We start from the raw sequence: 20,595 nt of genomic DNA on the forward strand, positions 1-20,595 counted from the left end.
GAGTGACAGTCGCCCTGCGCTACGCCGCACGCTCCGACGTCGGCCTCGTCCGCTCGGACAACCAGGACTCCGCCTACGCGGGTCCCCACCTGCTCGTCGTCGCCGACGGCATGGGCGGGCACGCGGGCGGCGACGTCGCCTCGTCCGTGGCTGTCGCCGCGCTGGCACCCCTCGACGGGGAGTCGCACGGTCCCGACGACGCCCTCGACGAGCTCGAGACCGCCCTGGACGACGCCCGCTCCGAGATCATCGCGCGCAGCGACGCCGAGCCGGACCTGGCGGGCATGGGCACGACCGTGACGGCGATCCTGCGCGCCGGCAACAAGCTCGCGATGGTGCACCTGGGCGACTCGCGCGGCTACCTGTTCCGCGAGGGCACGCTCACGCAGGTCACCACCGACCACACGTTCGTGCAGCACCTGGTCGACACGGGCCGCATCACGCCCGAGGAGGCCGAGCACCACCCGCAGCGGTCGGTCGTCATGCGCGTCCTCGGGGACTTCGACAGCGACGTGACGGCGGACCTGTCGGTGCGCGAGGCGCGGCCGGGCGACCGGTGGCTGCTGTGCTCGGACGGGCTCTCGGGCTACGTCTCCGCCGAGACGATCGCCGAGACGCTGGCCGAGATCGAGGACGTCGACGCGTGCGCCGACCGGCTGGTGCAGCTCGCCCTGCGCGCCGGCGGCCCGGACAACGTGACCGTCGTCATCGCGGACGTCGTCGAGCTCGACTCCCTGGCGGACGGGGCGATGCCGTCGACCGCCAGCGCCGTCGTCGGGGCGGCCGCAGTCAGCCGCAACCGTCCGTCGGCCGCCGCGGACGGCCCGGCCGCACGTGCCGCGCGACTGAGCCGCAAGGCACGCTCGGAGGCCGGCGCGTCGGACGACGACGCGCGCGGCGACGACACCGGCGACGGGGACGACCCGCCGCCCTCCTCCCCCGACGACGGCCCGGAACGGGCGGGCGACGACGAGGACGAGCCGCTGGAGCCCGCGCCCCGCCGCCGTGGCCTCGCCCTGACCTGGGTCGCCGTGGGCGTCGCGCTGGTCGCCGCCCTCGCCGGCGCGTACCTGTGGACACAGACCCAGTACTTCGTGGGCGCGCCCGACGGGACGGTCGCCGTCTACCGCGGCATCCCGCAGTCGCTCGGCCCTGTGGAGCTCGCGTCGCTGGTCGAGACGTCCGACGTGAAGGTCGACGAGCTGCCCGCCTACCTGCGCGAGCGCGTGGAGCGCACGATCTCCGCCGGGTCCCTCGACGAGGCGCGTCGCCTGGTCGACATGCTGGCCGACGGAGCCGTGCCGAAGCCGTCGCCCACGGTCACCCCCTCGCCCACGCTGACGCCCGCACCGGACGCGACCCTGCCGGCACAGTCCGTCGAGCCCGTGATCCCGCCCCCGGACGTCCCCGAGCCGAACGCCGGTGCCCCGACCCCCGGCCCGCCCGCGGTCGCCCCAGCGCTGTGATGGCCACCGTCCAGCCGCACCGGGTCCGGCCCGGGCGAGGGACCGAGCTGCTCCTGCTCGTCCCGGCCCTGGGCATCGGCATCGCGGGGTACGTCCTGGCGGGCCTCGGCGCGACGGGGTCCGTGCCGCCGCACGTCATCGCGTACGCGGTCGGCACCACCGTGCTCGCGCTGGTCATGCACGTGGTGCTGCGGCTGCGCGCGCCGTGGGCGGACCCCGTGATCCTGCCGATCGCGGTCGCGCTCAACGGCATCGGCCTGACGATGATCTACCGGATCTCCATCGCCTACGCGGAGCGCGGCCGGTCGGAGGCCGACATCGCCGACCGCCAGCTCGCGTGGACGGCCATCTCCGTCGCCCTGGCGATCGCGGTCCTGTGGTTCCTGCGCGACCACCGCACGCTGCGCCGCTACACCTACACGGCGATGGTCGCGGCGCTCGTGCTCATCGTCCTGCCGCTGGTCCCCGGGCTCGGTCAGACCATCAACGGGGCCCGCATCTGGGTCCGCGTCGGGCCGGTCGGCATGCAGCCCGCCGAGTTCGCGAAGATCGCGCTCGCCGTGTTCTTCGCCGGTTACCTCGTGACGCACCGCGACACCCTCGCGCTGGCCGGCAAGCGCGTGCTGGGCCTGCAGCTGCCACGGGCCCGCGACCTCGGCCCGATCATCCTGGTGTGGGTGGCGTCCCTCGCGGTCCTCGTCCTGCAGCGCGACCTCGGCACGTCGCTGCTCTTCTTCGGGCTGTTCGTCGCCGTGCTGTACCTGGCGACCGAGCGGACCTCGTGGATCATCATCGGGCTCGTGCTGTTCGTCGGGGGCGCGGGTGTCGCCGCGGCGACGTTCGGGCACGTCGGCGCGCGGTTCGACGTGTGGCTGCACGCGCTCGACGACGAGATCTTCAGCCGCGACCCGGGCGGCTCCGGGCAGCTGGTGTACGGGCTGTTCGGCATGGCCAACGGGGGGCTGTTCGGCACCGGCCTCGGCCAGGGTCGGCCCGACCTCGTGCCGTTCTCCTACTCGGACTTCATCGTCGCGGCCCTCGGTGAGGAGCTCGGCCTCACGGGGCTCCTGGCGATCCTGCTGCTCTACACGATCTTCGTGTCCCGCGGCCTGCGGACGGCGATCGGCGTCCGCGACGGGTTCGGCAAGCTGCTCGCCGGCGGCCTGTCGTTCGTCGTGGCGTTCCAGCTGTTCGTCGTCGTCGGCGGCGTGACGCGACTCATCCCGCTCACGGGCCTGACCACACCCTTCCTCGCGTACGGCGGGTCGTCCCTGGTGGCCAACTGGATCATCGCGGCCCTGCTGCTACGGATCTCCGACGAGGCGCGTCGGCCGGTCCCGGCCGTGCGCGCGGTCGCGACCCCGGACATCGGCATCCCGCTGTCCGCAGCCGGCCGCTCCCGGCCGGTGGGTGGCGGGCGCAGCACGGGGCGCACGGGCACTCCCGCGGCCGGCACGCCGGTGGTGGTCGGGGACGCGCCGGTCCGCACGTCCGGCGCCGTCGTCGACACCGGCCCGGTGCCCGACGACAGCCCCACCGAGCACCTGGGCGCCGACCCGCTGATCCCGGACGAGCCGGACGGGCGCGACCCCGACGGCCGCGACACCGACCACCGGGGAGGCGAGACGCGATGAACACCCCCCTGCGTCGCCTCGCGACCATCACGCTCGTCATGTTCGTGGCCCTCATGGCCTCGGCGACGTGGGTGCAGTTCTTCCAGGCGGAGTCGCTGAACACCGACCCCCGCAACGTCCGCACGCTGTACCGGGAGCACGGCAACGCGCGCGGACCGATCGTCGCCGGCGGCGAGGCGATCGCGTCCTCGGTCCCCGTCGACGACCCGTTCGGGTACCAGCGCGTCTACCCGCAGGGCGACCTGTACTCCGCGGTGACCGGCTTCTACTCGATCGCCAACGGGCGCAGCGAGCTGGAGAAGTACGAGAACGACCAGCTCACCGGCCGGTCGGACCAGCTGTTCTTCACGCGGATCCGCGACCTGCTGACCGGCAAGCGGCCCGAGGGCGCCGCGGTCGAGACGACCATCGTGCCCGCGGCGCAGCAGGCGGCGTTCGCCGGGCTGGCCGGCCAGAGCGGCGCGGTCGTCGCCATCGAGCCGTCGACCGGGCGGATCCTGGCGATGGTGTCCACCCCCGGCTTCGACCCCAACGTCCTGGCCGTGCACTCGACCAGCGAGGCCGCCGCCCAGTACCGCGCGCTCGACCAGGCCCCCGGCAATCCGCTGCGCTCCAACGCGGTCCAGGAGCGTTACGCGCCCGGGTCCACGTTCAAGCTCGTGACCGCCGCAGCCGCCCTGGAGTCCGGGCAGTACACGGCCGACACCGCCGTGCCGTCCCCCACGACGCTGACCCTGCCGCAGACGTCCGCGACGATCGGCAACTTCGGCGGCAGCAGCTGCGGCGGCGAGCAGATCAGCCTCGCGGAGGCGCTGCGCATCTCGTGCAACACCGCGTTCGCGAGCCTCGGCATGACGCTCGGCGAGGACGCGCTCCGCGAGCAGTCCGAGCGGTTCGGATTCCACGACCCGGAGCTCACGGTGCCCATGCCGGTCGTGGAGTCGGTGTTCCCCTCCGACCTCGACCCCGCGCAGCTCGCGCAGTCCGCGATCGGCCAGCGCGACGTGCAGGCGTCCCCCATGGAGATGGCCATGGTCGCGTCCGCGATCGCCAACGGGGGACGGCTCATGACCCCGTTCCTGGTCGACACCGTGCGCGCCGCCGACCTCACCGTCGTGTCCACCACCGAGCCCCAGGTGCTCTCCGACGCCGTGTCGGCGTCCACGGCGAGCGCCCTGACGCAGATGATGGTCGGTGTGGTCGACTCCGGCACCGGGAAGGCCGCCCGCATCAACGGCGTGCAGGTGGCGGGCAAGACCGGCACGGCCCAGACCGTCGAGGGCCAGCCCCCGCACGCGTGGTTCACCGCGTTCGCACCGGCCGAGGCGCCGCGGGTGGCGGTGGCCGTGATCGTCGAGAACGGCGGCAGCCTGGGCAACGAGGCGACCGGTGGCGCGGTCGCCGCGCCCATCGCGCGTGCCGTGATCGAGGCGGTGCTCGCGTCGTGAGGACCGCACCGGGTGTCGCGCTCGGCGGTGGCCGCTACCGGCTGCTGCGCCGCATCGCCGTCGGCGGCATGGGCGAGGTCTGGGAGGCCAACGACGACGCGCTCGCACGCGCGGTGGCCGTCAAGGTGCTGCGCGACGAGTTCGCGGGCGACGCCGGCTTCCTCGAGCGGTTCCGCACCGAGGCCCGCAACTCCGCCGCGCTGCACCACCCGCACATCGCGGCGCTGTTCGACTACGGGGAGCAGGACGGCTCGGCGTACCTCGTCATGGAGCTGGTGGTCGGCGAGCCGCTGTCCGACCTGCTCGAGCGCGAGCCGGTGCTGCCGCCGCGGCGCCTGCTGCCGATGCTCGCGCAGACGGCCCGCGGGCTGCACGCCGCGCACCTGGCGGGCGTCGTCCACCGGGACGTCAAGCCCGGCAACATCCTGCTGGCACGCTCCGGCAAGGTGAAGATCACGGACTTCGGCGTCTCGCTGGCCGCCGACCAGAAGACGATGACCGCGACGGGCATGGTCATGGGCACGGCCCAGTACCTGTCGCCCGAGCAGGCCGTCGGGCGGCCCGCGACCCCGTTGTCGGACCTGTACTCCCTGGGCGTCGTCGCGTACGAGGGGCTGGCGGGCAAGCGGCCGTTCACGGGGCCGACGGCCGTGGACATCGCGGTCGCGCACGTCAACGACCCGGTGCCGCCGTTGCCCGCGTCGGTCGACAAGAAGCTCGCGGCACTGGTGCTGCGGCTGCTGTCGAAGGAGCCTGCGGATCGCCCGGCGTCGGGCGAGGAGCTGGCGGGTCTCCTGGACCGCCTGATGCCGCAGACGCCGCCGTCGGGCGTCGCGGTCCTGGTGAGCAGGCCCGCCCCCGCGCGCGAGGAGCGACGTGTCGCGACGAGGCCGCGTACCGCGTCGGACACCGCGCACGCTGCGCAGGCCGGAGCCGGGACACCGCCGTCCTACCCGCCGTCGCGCCGCGAGCGCGCGGGCCGCGCGCCGGGCCCGAGCGGCGACGTCTCGCGGCGGGACCGGCGCGCGATGCCGGCGGACCGGGTGTCCGACGACCTCCTGACCACGGCTGTCACCTGGGTGCGCCGCCTCCGGCTGCCGCTCGTCGCGCTGGTCCTCGTCCTCGTCGCGATGCTCGGCGCAGCACTCGCCGACCGACTCCTGGGCTCCGGCCCGGCGGGCCCGTCCGTGGGCTCCGTCACCGCCGAGTACCCTCATGGCGGCCCACCAGGTGGGATGATCGCCGCAGAACCCACCGGGGCCGGTACGGCCGGCCCGGCAGACGGATCACCGGCAGGCGCCGGCGGTCCGCGACCGACTGAAGTGAAGGACTCCTAGTGGTGGACGACGGATCGCGCATCCTCGCCGGCAGGTACCAGGTCGGCGAGCTCATCGGGCGCGGCGGCATGGCCGAGGTGCACATCGGGCACGACACGCGCCTGGGACGCACGGTCGCCATCAAGATCCTGCGCTCCGACCTGGCACGTGACCCGTCCTTCCAGGCGCGTTTCCGCCGGGAGGCGCAGTCGGCGGCCGCGCTCAACCACCCCGCGATCGTCGCGGTCTACGACACCGGCGAGGACGTCTTCACCGAGCCGTCCGGCAACGTCGCGCACGTGCCGTTCATCGTCATGGAGTACGTCGAGGGTCACACCGTGCGGGACATCCTGCGCGACGGCCACGCGGTGCCCATCGACGAGGGGATCGAGATCACCGCCGGCGTCCTGTCGGCGCTGGAGTACTCGCACCACGCGGGCATCGTGCACCGGGACATCAAGCCCGCGAACGTCATGATCACCCCCACGGGTGCGGTCAAGGTCATGGACTTCGGCATCGCGCGTGCCGTGGCGGACTCCGCGGCGACGATGACGCAGACGCAGGCCGTCATCGGCACCGCCCAGTACCTCTCCCCCGAGCAGGCGCGCGGCGAGCAGGTCGACGCCCGCTCCGACCTGTACTCCACGGGCTGCCTGCTGTTCGAGCTGCTCACGGGCCGTCCCCCCTTCGTCGGCGACTCCCCCGTGGCCGTCGCCTACCAGCACGTCCGCGAGATGCCGCCCGTGCCCAGCACGATCGCGTCCGACCTGCCGGAGTCGCTCGACCGCATCACGCTCAAGGCGCTCGCCAAGGAGCGCGACGCGCGCTACTCGACGGCCGCGGAGTTCCGCGCCGACCTCGAGGCCGTCCTGCGGGGTGGCCAGGTCAGCGCCCCCGCGGTCGGTGCGGCGATGGCGGCGGTCCCCACGGGCGACACCACCCAGGTCATGGCACCCCCGGTCGCCGCGACGCAGGCGATGCCGCCGGCGACCTCCCCGTGGGGTGCCACCGGTCTGGCCACGACGACCGAGACGGAGCAGGACGCCGAGGAGGAGAAGAAGCGGCCCTGGCTGATCTGGGTGCTGGCGCTCGTCGCCCTGCTGGCCGTCGGCGGCATCATCGCGGCGATCGTCGCCAACCAGACCCCGCCCGCCGAGACGAAGGTCGACATCCCCGCGGTCACCGGGCTGCAGCAGGAGGAGGCGTTCGCTGCCCTGCGGGAGGCAGACCTGCGCCCCGAGCCCGCTCAGGAGCCCAGCGACGTCGCGGCCGGCCTCGTCACGCGCACCGACCCGCCCGAGGGCACCCCGGTCGACAAGGAGTCCCAGGTCACGGTCTACATCTCGACCGGACCCGCCGAGGTGACGGTGCCGAACGTCGCGGACAAGACCGAGGCGGAGGCCGTCAAGATCCTCGAGGCGGCAGACCTCACCGTGTCGCCGACGCGGCAGACCGAGGACCACCCGACGATCGCGAAGGGCCGCGTCATCAGGACCGACCCGGCGGCGGACAGCCCCGCGAAGGCGGGCGACGCGGTCACGCTGTTCGTGTCGTCCGGGACCATCGTCGTGCCGGACGTCAGGGGCAAGCACCAGGAGGACGCCGTGGCGGAGCTGGAGGCGCTGGGCCTGCGCGTCAGCACGACCGGTGAGGAGTCGACGGAACCCGAGGGCACCGTCGTCTCGCAGGACCGCGCGGACGTGATCGTGCCGCAGGGCACGACGATCAAGCTGGGCATCGCCGAGGCCGCCACCACCGCGACGGTCCCGACGAACCTGCGCGGCATGACCTACGACCAGGCCGTGCAGGCCCTCGCGGCCGTCGGCCTGACGAGCGTGACCTCCGAGGAGGTGCAGTCGGACGAGCCGCAGGGCACCGTCGTGTCGTCCGACCCGAGCGGTGGTACGCAGATCGCCAAGGAGCAGCGGGTGACGCTCCGGATCTCGCGCGGGCCGGCCCCCAACAACAACGGCAACAACCCCGGGCCGAGCGCCAGCGCGACGCCCGGCAACGACAACTGAGGACCGGCAGGAACCCAGCAGCACACGAACGCCCCGGCCGGAAGGCCGGGGCGTTCGTCGTCGCGGTGGCGGGTGCTCCCGCTACGAGCGGCGTCGCTGCGGCGGCGTCAGAGACGCACGAGCGGGTGCAGGCCCTGCGACCGCTCGACCGCGTCGGCCGCGCCGCAGACCTGCAGCCAGTTGGCGAGCAGCCGGTGCCCGCCCTCGGTGAGCACCGACTCCGGGTGGAACTGCACGCCGTGCAGCGGCAGCTCGCGGTGCTGCAGTCCCATGATGATGCCGTTGGTGCGCGCCGTGACGACCAGCTCGTCGGAGAACGTGCCGTCGACCACCGCGAGCGAGTGGTAGCGCGTCGCGGTGAACGGCGTCGGCAGCCCGGCCAGGACGCCCTGCCCGTCGTGCTCGACCGGGCTGGTCTTGCCGTGCATGAGCTCGGGTGCGTGCGTCACGGTGCCACCGAAGACCTCGCCCAGGGCCTGGTGGCCCAGGCAGACGCCGAGCATGGGCGTGCCGGCGGCGGCGCAGTCCCGGATCACCTGGGTGCTCGCTCCGGCGTCCGCGGGCGTGCCGGGGCCGGGCGAGACGAGCACGCCGTCGTACGCGGCGCGCTCGGCCGCCGGCGGCACCGCGTCGTTCCGCACGATCTCGGTCTTCGCCCCGAGCTGGTCGAGGTAGCCGACGATCGTGTAGACGAACGAGTCGTAGTTGTCGACGACGAGGATCCGCGTCATCCCTCACCCACCGTGGTCTCGTTGAAGGGCATGAACGGCGCGATCGCCGGGTACACCCACAGGAAGCACGCCGCGAGGACCGCTGCGACGAGCACGGCCGCGAGGAGCACCCGCACGGGCACAGGGCCCGGCAGGTGCCGCCACAACCATCCGTACATCATGAGCCTCCCGTCGTCGTCCGCCCAGCCCGGTCCCGCCTGCCGATCACGTCGCCCGTCGTCACGTGCTCCTCACGGCGTCACCCGAGCAGCTCGGAGGGGGTGCCGTCGGCCACGGGTGCCCAGTAGTCGAGCACGCCGTGGACGACGTACCGCTCGCGCGCGGAGAACATGGGGTGGCAGGTCGTCAGGGTGATGTACCGCTCGGTCGGTTCGCCGCCCGGCTCGTTGGGCACGGGTGCGATGACGCGGACGTCGGCCGGCATGACGACCTCCGTCGAGGTGACCCTGTAGACGTACCAGGTGTCCGCGGTCCGCACGACCAACGGGTCGCCGACCTGCAGCTCCTCGATGCGGTTGAACGGCTTGCCGAACGTCACGCGGTGCCCGGCGAGCGCGAAGTTGCCGAGGCCGCCCGGCATCGCCGTGCCCTCGTAGTGACCGATGCCCAGGACGTCGAGGACGGTCGGGCGGTCGGTGCCCTGCGAGATGGGGCGCTCCTGCTCGCCGACCCAGCGCGGCACCTGCAGCGTCGCGAACGACGTGGCGTGCGCGGGCTCGTCGATCACCGGGGGCTCGTCACGGCGCGGCTCCGCGACGCCGTCGTCGGCCTCGGTCGCGGGGGGCTCCTCGAAGCCCAGGTCCTGCACGATCTCCGCCTGCACCGCGTTGCCCTCGACGTCCGTCCACCACAGCTGCCAGACCAGGAAGCCGAGCAGCAGGACACCGATCGTGATGAGCAGCTCGCCGACCACGCCGACCACGCCGTAGACGACGGACGACCTGGGCGTGCGCGCCGAGCGGGAGTTCGCCGGCGGGCGCACGACGACGGGCGGTGTGCTCACAGCGGGTCCCCCACGGTCGTCGGACGGGTCGCTGCCGCGTTCGCGGGGACCGGCGGCTCGGACGGCTGCGAGGTGGGCTCCGCGAGCCCGGGCAGCACCTCGACGTCGTCGGGCACCCGCGCCCAGGTCAGCTCGGTCGCGCCGGAGTACGCGGGGAGCTCCAGGGCGTCGCGGGTCTCGACGTCCCACCCCAGACCCAGCTCGGCCGCGTGCCGCACGTAGGTGCTGACGGCGGGGTCGTCGGCGAGCGAGGCCCGGAGCCGGTCCGGGTCCCCGATGGCCGTGATGACGAACGGGGGCGAGTACATGCGTCCGTGCAGCCGCAGCACGTTGCCCTGGCACTGCACGCCCGTCGTGGACACGACCCGCTGGTCCATGAGGCCCATCGCCTCCGCGCCGCCGGCCCAGAGGGCGTTCATGACCGACTGGATGTCCTGCTGGTGGACGACGAGCAGGTCGGGGCGCACGTCCTCGTTGCGGACGTCGAAGGGCGCGTCGTCGAGCGCCACGCGCAGGCCGCGACCGGTGACGGGGGTCGACCCGGCCGCGACGAGGTCACCCGCTCCGCCGGTCAGGACCGGACGACCGGCCAGGGCGTTCTGCTCGGCGGTGAGGCGCTCGACCTCGGAGCGCAGCTCGTCCACCTCGGCGGACAGGTCCTGGACCGTCGTCGCCTGCTTCAGCGCCAGCTCGCGCAGGTCCTGCGGGTGACGACCGTCGTCGTCCCCGGTGCTGCGCGCGTTGACGGTGAACATCAGGCCGGACAGGCCGAGGACGAGCCCCACGGAGACGGCGCCGCGCCACAGGCCGACGCGGCGTGCCCGGGGCGCGCGGGGGTCGGAGCTCGATGCCATGCCGCTCCCTCCGCCAGAGCCCGCACGGGCAGCGGGACGACAGCACTACGCTAGGTCACGTTCGGCGCACGCCGACACCGGTCCGCAGGTCGACGACACCAACGCACCCGGACGGCCCACCGTACCCGCGGTCCCGGTGACGTCGATGCCCCGCCTGCCCACCGCACCGTCGCAGACAGGAGCCCACCCGTGCCCGAGTCGAAGTCGCGCAAGAAGGCGACGTACACCCCGCCGCCGTCGAAGGCCTCCGCACCCAAGCCCCTGCCGCGATGGTTCCTGCCCGTGTCCTTGGGTCTGATGATCCTCGGGCTCGTGTGGCTCGTCGTCACGTACCTGTCGCCGGGCGCCGGCTACCCCGTCCCGGGCATCGGCCAGTGGAACCTCGCCATCGGCTTCACGGTCATCATCGTCGGCTTCGGGATGCTCACGCGCTGGCGCTGAGACGTCCCACGCGTTCCCGGAGCGAGGCTGTGGGTGGTAGGTGCCCACAGCCTCGTCCACAGACGGCCATGCTTGTTGTCCACAGGCGGTGCACATACCTGTGGAGAACTACACGGGTGTAATTCCACAGGTGTGAGTAACTCTGGGGAGGGGCCGGTTCCCGCGGGACCTGTCGTTCGTCAGAGGACGCCGTACGACGTGTACATCGTCCACGTCACGACCGCGAGCACGACCACGAGGGCCACCGGCGCGGCCCACCCCACGAGCGCCCGTCGGTCCCGCGGGGCGTACGCGTAGGCGGCACCGAGCAGCGCGCCGACCACCAGGCCGCCGAGGTGCGCCTGCCAGGCGATCCCGGGCAGGACGAAGCCCAGGACGCCGTTGAGCACCAGGATGCCGATGATGGGCCCCGCGTCGCGGCCCGTGCGGCGCAGGACGACGAGCACCGCCCCGAACATCCCGAAGACGGCACCCGAGGCGCCGACCATCGCCGTGAGCCACGTGCCCGTCGCCGGTGCGAGCAGCACGGCCCCGACCGAGCCGCCCAGCGCGCTGACCAGGTACAACGTCGCGAACCGGCCACGCCCGAGCGTCGACTCGAGGTACGGGCCGACCATCCACAGCGCGATCATGTTGAACAGGATGTGGAAGACCTGGCCGGGCGAGTGCAGGAACGCGGCCGTGAGGAAGCGCCACGGCTCGTAGGCCCCGGCGACCGGGCTGAACGCCCAGCGGGACGTCCACCCGGGCACGGCGAGCTGCAGCACGTAGGACGCCGCGCACAGCCCGATGATCGTCAGCGTGACGACGGGACGTCCGCCCCGGACCCGGCCACCGAAGGCGGTGCGCCCCTCACGGGACGTCCGCGCCGCCTCGGCGACGCAGTCGACGCAGTGGACGCCCACCGGCGCGGGCCGCTGGCACTCCGGGCAGGCGGGGCGTCCGCACCTCTGGCAGCGGACGTACGCGACCCGGTCCGGGTGGCGCGGGCAGACGGGCGGCTGCCCGGTCCCGTCACCGGGCACGCCGGGCGACCCCGCGACGGGGCCGCCCGGCACGTCAGGGATGCTGATGTCAGCTCTCCACCGTGATGGACGTGATCGTGACGTCCTGCACCGGGCGGTCGCCGGGGCGCGTCGGCGTCGCGGCGATCGCGTCGACGACCTTGCGGCTCTCCTCGTCCGCGACCTTGCCGAAGATCGTGTGCTTGCCGTTCAGCCACGTCGTGGGAGCGACGGAGATGAAGAACTGCGAGCCGTTGGTGCCGCCGACCTTGCCGGTCACGGGGTTGAGCTGCTTGCCGGCGTTCGCCATGGCCAGCAGGTAGGGCTCCGAGAACGTGAGCTCGGGGTGGATCTCGTCGTCGAACTGGTAGCCGGGGCCGCCGCGGCCGTTGCCCAGCGGGTCGCCGCCCTGGATCATGAAGTCGGGGATGACACGGTGGAAGACCACGCCGGAGTACAGCGGGTCGGTGCGGGGTGCTCCGGTGGACGGGTCGGTCCACTCCTTGGTGCCCTGCGCGAGGCCGACGAAGTTCTCGACGGTGCGCGGCGCGTGGTTCTCGAAGAGCTCGACCCGGATGTCACCGGCGGACGTGTGGATGGTCGCGAACATGGGGCCAGTCTGGCACCCGGCACGGACCGCGCGCCCTGGCACGCAGCGGATTCGCCGTCGGCGAACCGCCGTTTCGCGCGGGCACGACGGCACGGACAGTGGCAGAGTGTCTGGTCAGGACGTCGACCCGACCCAGCCGAGACCAGCCGAGACAGCGCGGGAGTGGCACATGACCCATCGTCCGAAGATCGACGTGGACACCGAACGGCTCAAGACGCAGGCCGCCGTGATCGGCGCCTCGCTCGCCGACGGCGCCAAGGATGCAGCAGGGAGAGCCGGTGACGCGGCGGGGCACGCGAAGGAGTGGACGACGCCCCGGGTCGAGGCCTTCGTCGCCTGGCTGCTCCCGCACGTCGACCACCTCTACAAGGAGAGCGTGAAGAGCGCGGCCCCCCAGGTGGAGAAGGCCGCCCGGATGGCGACGCCGGCGATCGACACGGCGCACGACAAGCTCGTCGACGAGCTCATCCCCAAGCTCGTCGCCGCCGTGAACGAGGCGGCCGCGAAGGCCGGCGCGCAGGCCGAGATCGCCGCCGGTGTCGCAGCCGGCCAGGCCGGCAAGCAGTCGAAGAAGCTCGCGAAGGCGGCGCAGAAGGCCGCCAAGGAGGCCGCCAAGGCCGAGCGCAAGGGGTCCGGCGCCAAGGTGTTCTGGATCGTCGCCGGGCTCGCCGGCGCGGGTGCCGCAGCGTTCGCGTGGATGCGCTCGCGCTCGACCACCGACCCGTGGGCCGAGCCGTGGGAACCGGCCGACTCGCTCGGCTCGGAGTCGCTCAAGGCCCGGGCGCAGACCGCCGTCGGTGACGCTGCGGACGCGGTCGGCGAGGCGGCCGGCGCCGCGGTCGCCAAGAGCCGCGAGGCCGCCGGGGCCGTCGCGCAGGCGACGGAGGAGCTGGGCGACAAGGCCAAGGAGGCCGGCCAGGCCGCGCAGGAGACGGCGCGTCGGGCAACCCGTCGCTCCGTGTCGAAGAAGCTGGACGACAGTGACGCCACGTCGGGCGAGGCACCCGCGGCACCCGCGGCCGCCGCGCCCGCGGCCGACGCTCCCGCGACGGACACCCCGGACCCCGTGGTGGACAAGGAGTCCTGACAGCACGTTCGTCGGCCCCGGCCCGTCCACCGACGGGCCGGGGCCGACGTGCGTGCGGGCTAAAGGTTTCAGACATAGACAGTCGGCGCCCGGCGTCAGCACGATCAGCGGCAGGTCTCCTCCCCGTGCGACGTCGGCGTCGTCGCGGGTGCGGCACCTGTGGGAGCGCTCCACCCGGCGCTCTACCCCGTCTGAAGGGACGTGCCATGCCCCGCACCTCCGCCCGCAGCCCGCGCAGCCGCGCGGTGTGGGCCGGCGCAGCCGCCGTCGCGGTCGTCGCCGGTGCACTCACGGTGCCCTTGCAGGCGGCGCAGGCCGCTCCGGCGTACAACTACGCCGAGGCCCTGCAGAAGTCGATGTTCTTCTACCAGGCGCAGCGCTCGGGCGACCTGCCGGCCGACTACCCGGTGTCCTGGCGCGGGGACTCGGGCATGGACGACGGCAAGGACGTCGGCAAGGACCTCACGGGCGGCTGGTACGACGCGGGCGACCACGTGAAGTTCGGGCTGCCGATGGCGTTCACCGCCACGATGCTCGCCTGGGGTGCGATCGAGAGCCCGGCCGGCTACACGCACGCCGGCCAGACCGACGAGCTGCGCGACAACCTGCGGGCCGTCAACGACTACTTCGTCAAGGCGCACACCGCGCCCAACGAGCTCTACGTGCAGGTCGGCAAGGGCGACGACGACCACAAGTGGTGGGGCCCCGCCGAGGTCATGACGATGGCCCGCCCGTCCTACAAGATCAGCGCGTCCTGCCCCGGTTCGGACGCCGCCGCCGAGACCGCTGCCGCGATGGCGTCCGCGTCGATCGTCTTCAAGTCCTCCGACGCGGCGTACTCGGCGACCCTGCTGACGCACGCCAAGCAGCTCTACTCCTTCGCCGACACGTACCGCGGCAAGTACTCCGACTGCGTCACCGACGCCCAGTCGTTCTACAAGTCGTGGTCGGGCTACCAGGACGAGCTCGTGTGGGGTGCGTACTGGCTGTACAAGGCCACGGGTGACGCGACGTACCTGACCAAGGCCGAGTCGGAGTACGACAAGCTCAGCAACGAGAACCAGACGACGACCAAGTCCTACAAGTGGACCGTCGCGTGGGACGACAAGTCGTACGCCACCTACGCGCTGCTCGCGATGGAGACCGGCAAGCAGAAGTACGTCGACGACGCGAACCGCTGGCTGGACTACTGGACCGTCGGCGTCAACGGCGCCCGCGTGAACCACTCCCCCGGCGGGATGGCCGTCCTCGACTCGTGGGGCGCGCTGCGGTACGCCGCCAACACGTCCTTCGTCGCGCTCGTCTACGCCGACTGGCTGACGGACACCACCCGCAAGGCGCGGTACCACGACTTCGGCGTCCGGCAGATCAACTACGCGCTGGGCGACAACCCCCGCAAGGCGTCCTACGTGGTCGGCTTCGGCGCCAACCCGCCCGAGAACCCGCACCACCGCACCGCGCACGGGTCGTGGCTGGACTCGCTCAAGGACCCGGCCGAGACGCGCCACGTGCTCTACGGCGCCCTCGTCGGCGGGCCCGGCACGGCCAACGACGCGTACACCGACGACCGCGGCGACTACGTCGCCAACGAGGTGGCCACCGACTACAACGCCGGCTTCACCAGCGCGCTGGCGTACCTGACGGCGGAGTACGGCGGCACGCCGCTGGCTGGCTTCCCGACCGCGGAGACGCCCGACCAGGACGAGTTCTTCGTCGAGGCGAAGCTCAACCAGCCGCAGTCCGGTGCGTTCACCGAGGTCAAGGCGATCATCCGCAACCGGTCGGCCTTCCCCGCGCGGTCGCTGACCAACGCGTCGATCCGCTACTGGTTCACGCTCGACGAGGGCGTCCCTGCCTCGAGCCTCTCCGTCTCGCCCAACTACAGCGAGTGCGGCAGCCAGCCCGCGGCGATCAAGCACGCGTCCGGCTCGCTGTACTACGCGGAGGTCAGCTGCGCGGGGCAGAACATCCACCCCGGTGGCCAGTCGCAGCACCGGCGCGAGATCCAGTTCCGGGTCCAGGGCACGCTGCAGTGGAACGCCACGAACGACCCGTCGTTCGACGGTCTGCCGGCCACGGGAGACCCCGTCAAGACGAAGGGCATCACGCTCCACGAGGGCGGCACGCTGCTGTGGGGCACGGTGCCGGACGGTTCGGTGGACCCGACGCCGACGCCCACCGCCACCCCGACGCCGACGCCCACCCCGACGCCGACGCCGACGCCCACGGAGACGATGAACCCGATCATCGCGACGCCGCAGGACGTGCGGCTCGTGGCGGCGGGCGACGAGCTGCGCCTGACGTGGACCAAGCCGACCATCGGCGCCGACGTCACCGCCTACCAGACGCAGCTGGACGACGAGCCCGTCCAGAGCACGCAGAACACCTGGTACAACCGGCTGGACCTGGCACCCGGGGAGCACACGATCCGCGTGCGGTCGCAGGCGTCCGAGGGCACCTCGGGCTGGGTCGTGAGGACCGTCAGCATCCCCGCGGCCGGCGAGTGGCCGACGACGGTGCCGGTGCCGACCAACGTCAGGTTCATGATCGACATGACCGGCTTCGTCGGCCAGTTCCTCTGGGACGCCCCGGCGGGTGAGCCCCAGGTGGTCGCCTTCGAGTCCGCGGTCGTCGGGTCGAACGGCTCCGTGAACCCGAACCGCGGGACGGCCACGTCGAGGACCCTGTCCGGCACGCCGCTCGGCGTGTACACGCTGCACCTGCGTTCCGTGGCCGCGGACGGCTCGGTCTCACCCTGGGTGACCAAGACCGTGCTCTTCCCCCCGTCGAGCACGCCCTCGCCGACGCCGACGGTCACGACGACCCCGTCGTCGTGCGTCGTCGCCTACTCGGCCAACAGCTGGAGCACCGGGTTCACGGCGTCGGTGAAGCTGAGGAACACCGGCACGGCTCCCCTGACGTGGAACCTGACGTTCGACCTCCCGGCCGGTCAGAAGGTCCAGCAGGGCTGGAGCGCGACGTGGTCCCAGACGGGTACGACGGTCACCGCGACGGGTGCGGCGTGGAACGCCACGCTCGCCCCCGGTGCGTCGGTCGACCTGGGCTTCAACGGCTCGCACACCGGCCAGAACACCGCCCCGACGTCGTTCGCGGTCAACGGCGCGACCTGCGCCGCGGGGTGACCAGACGGGTCCCGGTCCGGCTCGACCCCCGACGTCGCCGGATCGGGACCGATCCACCACCCGGGCGGGCGGCCCGTTCCGCCCGCCCGGGGAGGCGTCCGACGCGGGGGCGGTCGGACGCCGCACGAGGGCGTCGCGTGTTGCGCGCGACGCCCTCGTCGCCCTCTGGCGCCCTCTGGCCCTTTGCGGTTGACCGCGCACCGTCCTGCCGGGACGCTGCGAGGGTGAGCGACGCACCCCTCCCCCCGCAGCCCGCCGCACCAGCTCTCAGCGACGCGGACATCTGGCCGCTCACCGGCCTGCGCGTCGTCGGCGGGGGTCTCGAGCTGCGCGCGCCGGACGACCGGATGCTGCTCGACCTGGCACGTGTGGCGTCGCAGGGCGTGCACCGCGAGGACTACATGCCGTTCCTCGTCCCCTGGACCCGCGGGACCCCCGTCCAGGTCGCACGGAGCGTCATGACGTACCAGTGGGGCCTGCGCCAGCGCACCACGCCGGCCGACTGGGCGATCGAGCTCGCGGTGGTCCGTGACGGCGAGCCGCTGGGGACGCAGGGCGTGTACGCCAAGGACTTCCTCGTCACACGGACTGCCGAGACGGGCTCGTGGCTCGGTCTGCAGCACCAGCACGGCGGCGTCGGCACCCGCATGCGGCTGCTGATGCTGCACCTGCTCTTCGAGGGGTTCGACGCCCTGCACGCGACGAGCTCGGCGTTCGTCGACAACCCCGGGTCGTCGGGTGTCAGCCGCAGGATCGGCTACCGCGAGAACGGCGTGCTGCACCAGGCGCGCGAGGGCGGGCCGGTCGACAGCCAGCTGTACGTCCTGGACCGCGCCGACTGGGACGCCCGTCCGGACGAGCTGCGCCTGGACGTGACGATCGAGGGCCTGGAGCCCGTCCGGGAGCAGCTGGGCATGGCCTGACGCCCGCCCCGCGCGTCGGAGGTCCTGTCCGGCGCCGTCGGCGCGGGAGTAACGTCCCGTCATGCTGCTCGCCGACCTGCAGGCCAGGGTGCGTATCGCACTGACCACCACGCTCGTCGACGGGTGGACGCTCTTCGCGCCCTCGGCCGGGACGAGCCGGCCGTCGGACCGGACGATCTCGTTCCACCTCGGCTGGGCCCTGCACGGGACGATCGAGAAGTCGTGGGACGTCGACGCGGACTACGACCGCTCGGGCATGGTCCTGGAGGAGTCGGTCCGCCTCGACGGGTCCAGGACGCGCCCGCCGCACCTCATCGTCCACCAGCGCGGACGGCTGGGTCCGGAGCACAACCTGCTGCTCGTCGAGCTGACCGCCGACGCGTCGGCGGCCGCGCCCGGGGCGGCGGACCTCACGGTCGCGCACGCGGTGCAGCAGCGCTTCGGGTACCGGTACGCGGTCCTGATCGACCTGCGGCTGCGGGAGGACGCGGCGACCGCGGACGTACACCCGCACTGGCAGTGGTCGACCCTCGAGGACGGTCTGGTGACCGAGGACCCGGTGGCCGTCTACGCCGACGACGTGCTGGCGGACGTGGTCGCGCGCGCCCGGCGCGGGGTGCACCGCTGAGCGCACCGAGCAGGGCTGCAGCGGCCCGCCGCACCCTCACGCAGGAACGACGAAGGCCGCACAGCGAGTCGCTGCGCGGCCTTCGGGTGCTCGTGGTTCAGAGCGGACGGATGTCCGACGCCTGAAGGCCCTTGGGGCCCTGGGTGACCTCGAACTCGACCTGCTGGTTCTCCTCGAGGGTGCGGAAGCCGCCCGTCGAGACGATCGCGCTGAAGTGCGCGAACACGTCGGCGGAGCCGTCCGAGGGGGCGATGAAGCCGAACCCCTTCTCAGCGTTGAACCACTTAACGGTGCCGGTGGCCATGATGTCTTCTCTCGTTCGTTCCGCCGGCGCGCTGGTGCGGCGCCGGTTGCCGCGTCCCGAGGGACGCAGACGGTGAAGGGTCGACGTGCGACGCGCTCGGGATGAGCTCGTGCGAGCCGGTGCCAGGAGGCACGCCGCACGGTCGAACGTCGGTGCGATACCCACGGGCCGCGTCCAGCGGTCGTGGGCGTGGTAGCCGTCGGGGTGGCGGGCGATCATGCCCGCGTACTCGCCACCGACGGTCCCGACCCAGAGGTCGTCGTCGGCGGCACGCCAAACGGCGGCCGGTCCGGAGGTCACGCTCGGCGCTACGGCGACCGAGGGACTCTCGAAGATGGTGTGTGTGATGTTCTCTGCTTCCGCTCCGCACCCGGGTGGGCGGAGATCCTGACCGACAGCGGTGCTGCCGGGTGCGCATGGTCCTCGCTTCGATGCTGAGGCCCGAAGTGCGCCGCGGAGGTATTCGCGCGGCATGACGCAGTGAAGACAGTATCACGATGTCCGCGCACGTGCTGACGACCCTCGGCGCACCCGGGTGTCCAGGGTGTGCCGAGGGCCGCGTCCGTGCAGGTCAGAAGGCCGTCAGCCCTTGACGCAGACGATCGTGCGGAGCCGGGCCACGACCTCCACCAGGTCCGCCTGGGCGGCGATGACCTGGTCGAGGTCCTTGTACGCACCGGGGATCTCGTCGAGGACCCCGGCGTCCTTCCGGCACTCGACGCCCGCGGTCTGGGCCGCGAGGTCGTCGAGCGTGAACGTCCGCTTGGCCGCGTTGCGTGACATCCTGCGCCCCGCGCCGTGGGACGCCGACCAGTACGACGCCGGGTTGCCCAGGCCCCGGACGATGTACGACCCCGTGCCCATCGAGCCCGGGATGAGGCCCAGGTCGCCGGCTCCGGCCCGGATCGCACCCTTGCGGGTCACGACGAGGTCGGCGCCGTCGATGTGCTCGGTCGCGACGTAGTTGTGATGCACGTTCGCGACCTCCTCGAAGGTCACGTCACGGTCCGCGAAGGTGGCCCGCACGGCGTCGACGAACAGCGTCATCATCACCGCACGGGACCGCGCCGCGTACTCCTGCGCCCACCACAGGTCGTTCAGGTAGGCGTCCATCTGCGGCGTGCCGGCCAGCAGGACCGCGAGGGCCCGGTCCACGAGCCCCTGGTTGTGCGGCAGGTCCTTGGCGACGGCCACGTGCACCTCCGCCAGCGACTTGCCGATGTTCCGGGACCCGGAGTGCAGCTGCAGCCACACGGTGTCGTCCTCGTCGAGGCAGACCTCCAGGAAGTGGTTGCCGCCGCCGAGCGTGCCCAGCTGCCGGCGTGCACGGGTCTCCAGGTCCCGGACACGCGGCGTCAGCGAGTCGAAGCGCGCCCAGAAGGCGTCGGCGCCCCGCAGCGCCTCGGCGGTCCGGGCCCGGGCGCCGATGGGCCGCAGCCGACGCAGGTCCACCGCCTCGTCGTGGGCGTGGAAGCCCACCGGGATGCGGGCCTCCACCGCGGTGCGCAACGCGTGCAGGTCGTCCGGCAGGTCGTCCGCGACGAGGGACGTGCGGACGCCGATCATGCCGCACCCGATGTCGACCCCGACGGCGTTGGGGGAGACCGCGTCACGCATCGCGATGACGGACCCGACGGTCGCACCCTTGCCGAGGTGGACGTCCGGCATGACCCGCACCCCGTGGACCCACGGCAGCGAAGCGATGTTCCGCAGCTGCTGGAGCGCCGCCGGCTCGACGTCGTGCTCGTGCGCCCACATGAGCGTGGACGCGGCCGCACCACGCAGCTCGACGGGGAACGTGCTGGTCATGACATCCCTCCTTCGGGGGATCACACCCGGGCGACCGGGACGGGACCTGGTGGCGGAGGTGTCCGCCGGGCCGTGAGGAGGATCCACGGCCCACCCCCTCCAGGTCACCGCATTTTCCCGTGGGGGAGTGACCGTCGTTCCGGATGCAGAAAGGGCCCGGGTTTGTGACGCTC

At 72.8% G+C, this 20,595-nt stretch carries 18 protein-coding genes; 10 read left to right on the forward strand and 8 right to left on the reverse strand.

Annotated elements, in window-relative coordinates; all coding sequences use genetic code 11:
- Window positions 1-2 precede the first annotated feature (2 nt).
- Genes IR158_RS09945 through pknB form a run of 5 tightly spaced genes read left to right on the forward strand, consistent with a single transcriptional unit; the run spans window position 3 to window position 7,885 of the window.
- Complete coding sequence (locus tag IR158_RS09945; RefSeq protein ID WP_291812527.1) at window positions 3-1,466, forward strand: Stp1/IreP family PP2C-type Ser/Thr phosphatase; 1,464 nt, start codon at window positions 3-5, stop codon at window positions 1,464-1,466.
- Window positions 1,466-3,100 (forward strand): FtsW/RodA/SpoVE family cell cycle protein, encoded by a 1,635-nt coding sequence (locus IR158_RS09950; RefSeq protein ID WP_291812529.1) that lies wholly within the window; start codon window positions 1,466-1,468, stop codon window positions 3,098-3,100. The genes IR158_RS09945 and IR158_RS09950 overlap by 1 nt, the downstream gene beginning before the upstream one ends.
- Window positions 3,097-4,548: a penicillin-binding protein 2 gene (locus IR158_RS09955; protein WP_291812531.1), complete on the forward strand. Its 1,452-nt coding sequence runs from the start codon at window positions 3,097-3,099 to the stop codon at window positions 4,546-4,548. The genes IR158_RS09950 and IR158_RS09955 overlap by 4 nt, the downstream gene beginning before the upstream one ends.
- Complete coding sequence (locus IR158_RS09960; RefSeq protein ID WP_291812533.1) at window positions 4,545-5,885, forward strand: serine/threonine-protein kinase; 1,341 nt, start codon at window positions 4,545-4,547, stop codon at window positions 5,883-5,885. The genes IR158_RS09955 and IR158_RS09960 overlap by 4 nt, the downstream gene beginning before the upstream one ends.
- A 2-nt stretch (window positions 5,886-5,887) precedes the next feature.
- Window positions 5,888-7,885 (forward strand): Stk1 family PASTA domain-containing Ser/Thr kinase, encoded by a 1,998-nt coding sequence (pknB, locus tag IR158_RS09965; RefSeq protein ID WP_366928429.1) that lies wholly within the window; start codon window positions 5,888-5,890, stop codon window positions 7,883-7,885.
- Between the two features lie 107 nt (window positions 7,886-7,992).
- Here the strand turns inward: pknB and IR158_RS09970 are convergent, their stop codons facing one another.
- The 4 genes from IR158_RS09970 to IR158_RS09985 all read right to left on the reverse strand — a co-directional run bounded on the left by IR158_RS09970 (window position 7,993) and on the right by IR158_RS09985 (window position 10,473).
- Window positions 7,993-8,616, reverse strand: a complete 624-nt coding sequence (locus IR158_RS09970) for an aminodeoxychorismate/anthranilate synthase component II (protein ID WP_291812537.1) — start codon at window positions 8,614-8,616, stop codon at window positions 7,993-7,995.
- Window positions 8,613-8,777, reverse strand: coding sequence for a hypothetical protein (locus IR158_RS09975; RefSeq protein WP_291813357.1), 165 nt, complete (start codon window positions 8,775-8,777; stop codon window positions 8,613-8,615). Before IR158_RS09975 ends, IR158_RS09970 begins: the two co-directional genes overlap by 4 nt.
- 77 nt (window positions 8,778-8,854) lie before the next feature.
- Complete coding sequence (locus IR158_RS09980; RefSeq protein WP_291812539.1) at window positions 8,855-9,619, reverse strand: class E sortase; 765 nt, start codon at window positions 9,617-9,619, stop codon at window positions 8,855-8,857.
- Window positions 9,616-10,473 (reverse strand): DUF881 domain-containing protein, encoded by an 858-nt coding sequence (locus tag IR158_RS09985; RefSeq protein ID WP_291812542.1) that lies wholly within the window; start codon window positions 10,471-10,473, stop codon window positions 9,616-9,618. The genes IR158_RS09980 and IR158_RS09985 overlap by 4 nt, the downstream gene beginning before the upstream one ends.
- A 189-nt stretch (window positions 10,474-10,662) precedes the next feature.
- Here IR158_RS09985 and IR158_RS09990 point away from each other — a divergent pair, with 189 nt between their 5' ends.
- On the forward strand, window positions 10,663-10,914 hold the full coding sequence (locus IR158_RS09990) for a cell division protein CrgA (protein WP_291812544.1): 252 nt from the start codon (window positions 10,663-10,665) through the stop codon (window positions 10,912-10,914).
- 179 nt (window positions 10,915-11,093) lie between these two features.
- Here the strand turns inward: IR158_RS09990 and IR158_RS09995 are convergent, their stop codons facing one another.
- Window positions 11,094-11,972, reverse strand: coding sequence for a rhomboid family intramembrane serine protease (locus IR158_RS09995; RefSeq protein WP_291812547.1), 879 nt, complete (start codon window positions 11,970-11,972; stop codon window positions 11,094-11,096).
- Between the two features lie 16 nt (window positions 11,973-11,988).
- Entirely contained in the window at window positions 11,989-12,528 is a 540-nt protein-coding gene (locus tag IR158_RS10000) for a peptidylprolyl isomerase (protein ID WP_291812549.1), read from the reverse strand.
- 169 nt (window positions 12,529-12,697) lie between these two features.
- On the opposite strand from IR158_RS10000, the gene IR158_RS10005 reads away from it, so the two are divergent.
- The 4 genes from IR158_RS10005 to IR158_RS10020 all read left to right on the forward strand — a co-directional run bounded on the left by IR158_RS10005 (window position 12,698) and on the right by IR158_RS10020 (window position 18,309).
- Window positions 12,698-13,615, forward strand: coding sequence for a hypothetical protein (locus IR158_RS10005; protein ID WP_291812551.1), 918 nt, complete (start codon window positions 12,698-12,700; stop codon window positions 13,613-13,615).
- A gap of 206 nt (window positions 13,616-13,821) precedes the next feature.
- The gene (locus IR158_RS10010) at window positions 13,822-16,758 is read left to right on the forward strand and encodes a glycoside hydrolase family 9 protein (protein ID WP_291812553.1); all 2,937 of its coding nucleotides are present in this window, start codon (window positions 13,822-13,824) and stop codon (window positions 16,756-16,758) included.
- A 224-nt stretch (window positions 16,759-16,982) separates the two neighbouring features.
- Window positions 16,983-17,681, forward strand: coding sequence for a GNAT family protein (locus tag IR158_RS10015; RefSeq protein WP_291812555.1), 699 nt, complete (start codon window positions 16,983-16,985; stop codon window positions 17,679-17,681).
- Window positions 17,682-17,742: 61 nt separating this feature from the next.
- Window positions 17,743-18,309 (forward strand): hypothetical protein, encoded by a 567-nt coding sequence (locus IR158_RS10020; protein ID WP_291812557.1) that lies wholly within the window; start codon window positions 17,743-17,745, stop codon window positions 18,307-18,309.
- Window positions 18,310-18,406: 97 nt separating this feature from the next.
- Here IR158_RS10020 and IR158_RS10025 read toward each other — a convergent pair whose 3' ends face one another.
- Window positions 18,407-18,613 (reverse strand): cold-shock protein, encoded by a 207-nt coding sequence (locus IR158_RS10025; protein ID WP_089802810.1) that lies wholly within the window; start codon window positions 18,611-18,613, stop codon window positions 18,407-18,409.
- Between the two features lie 582 nt (window positions 18,614-19,195).
- Entirely contained in the window at window positions 19,196-20,371 is a 1,176-nt protein-coding gene (locus IR158_RS10030) for an RtcB family protein (RefSeq protein WP_366928440.1), read from the reverse strand.
- Window positions 20,372-20,595 lie beyond the last annotated feature (224 nt).

Source organism: Cellulomonas sp. (assembly GCF_015234515.1).
In the GTDB taxonomy this organism is placed as follows: domain Bacteria; phylum Actinomycetota; class Actinomycetes; order Actinomycetales; family Cellulomonadaceae; genus Cellulomonas.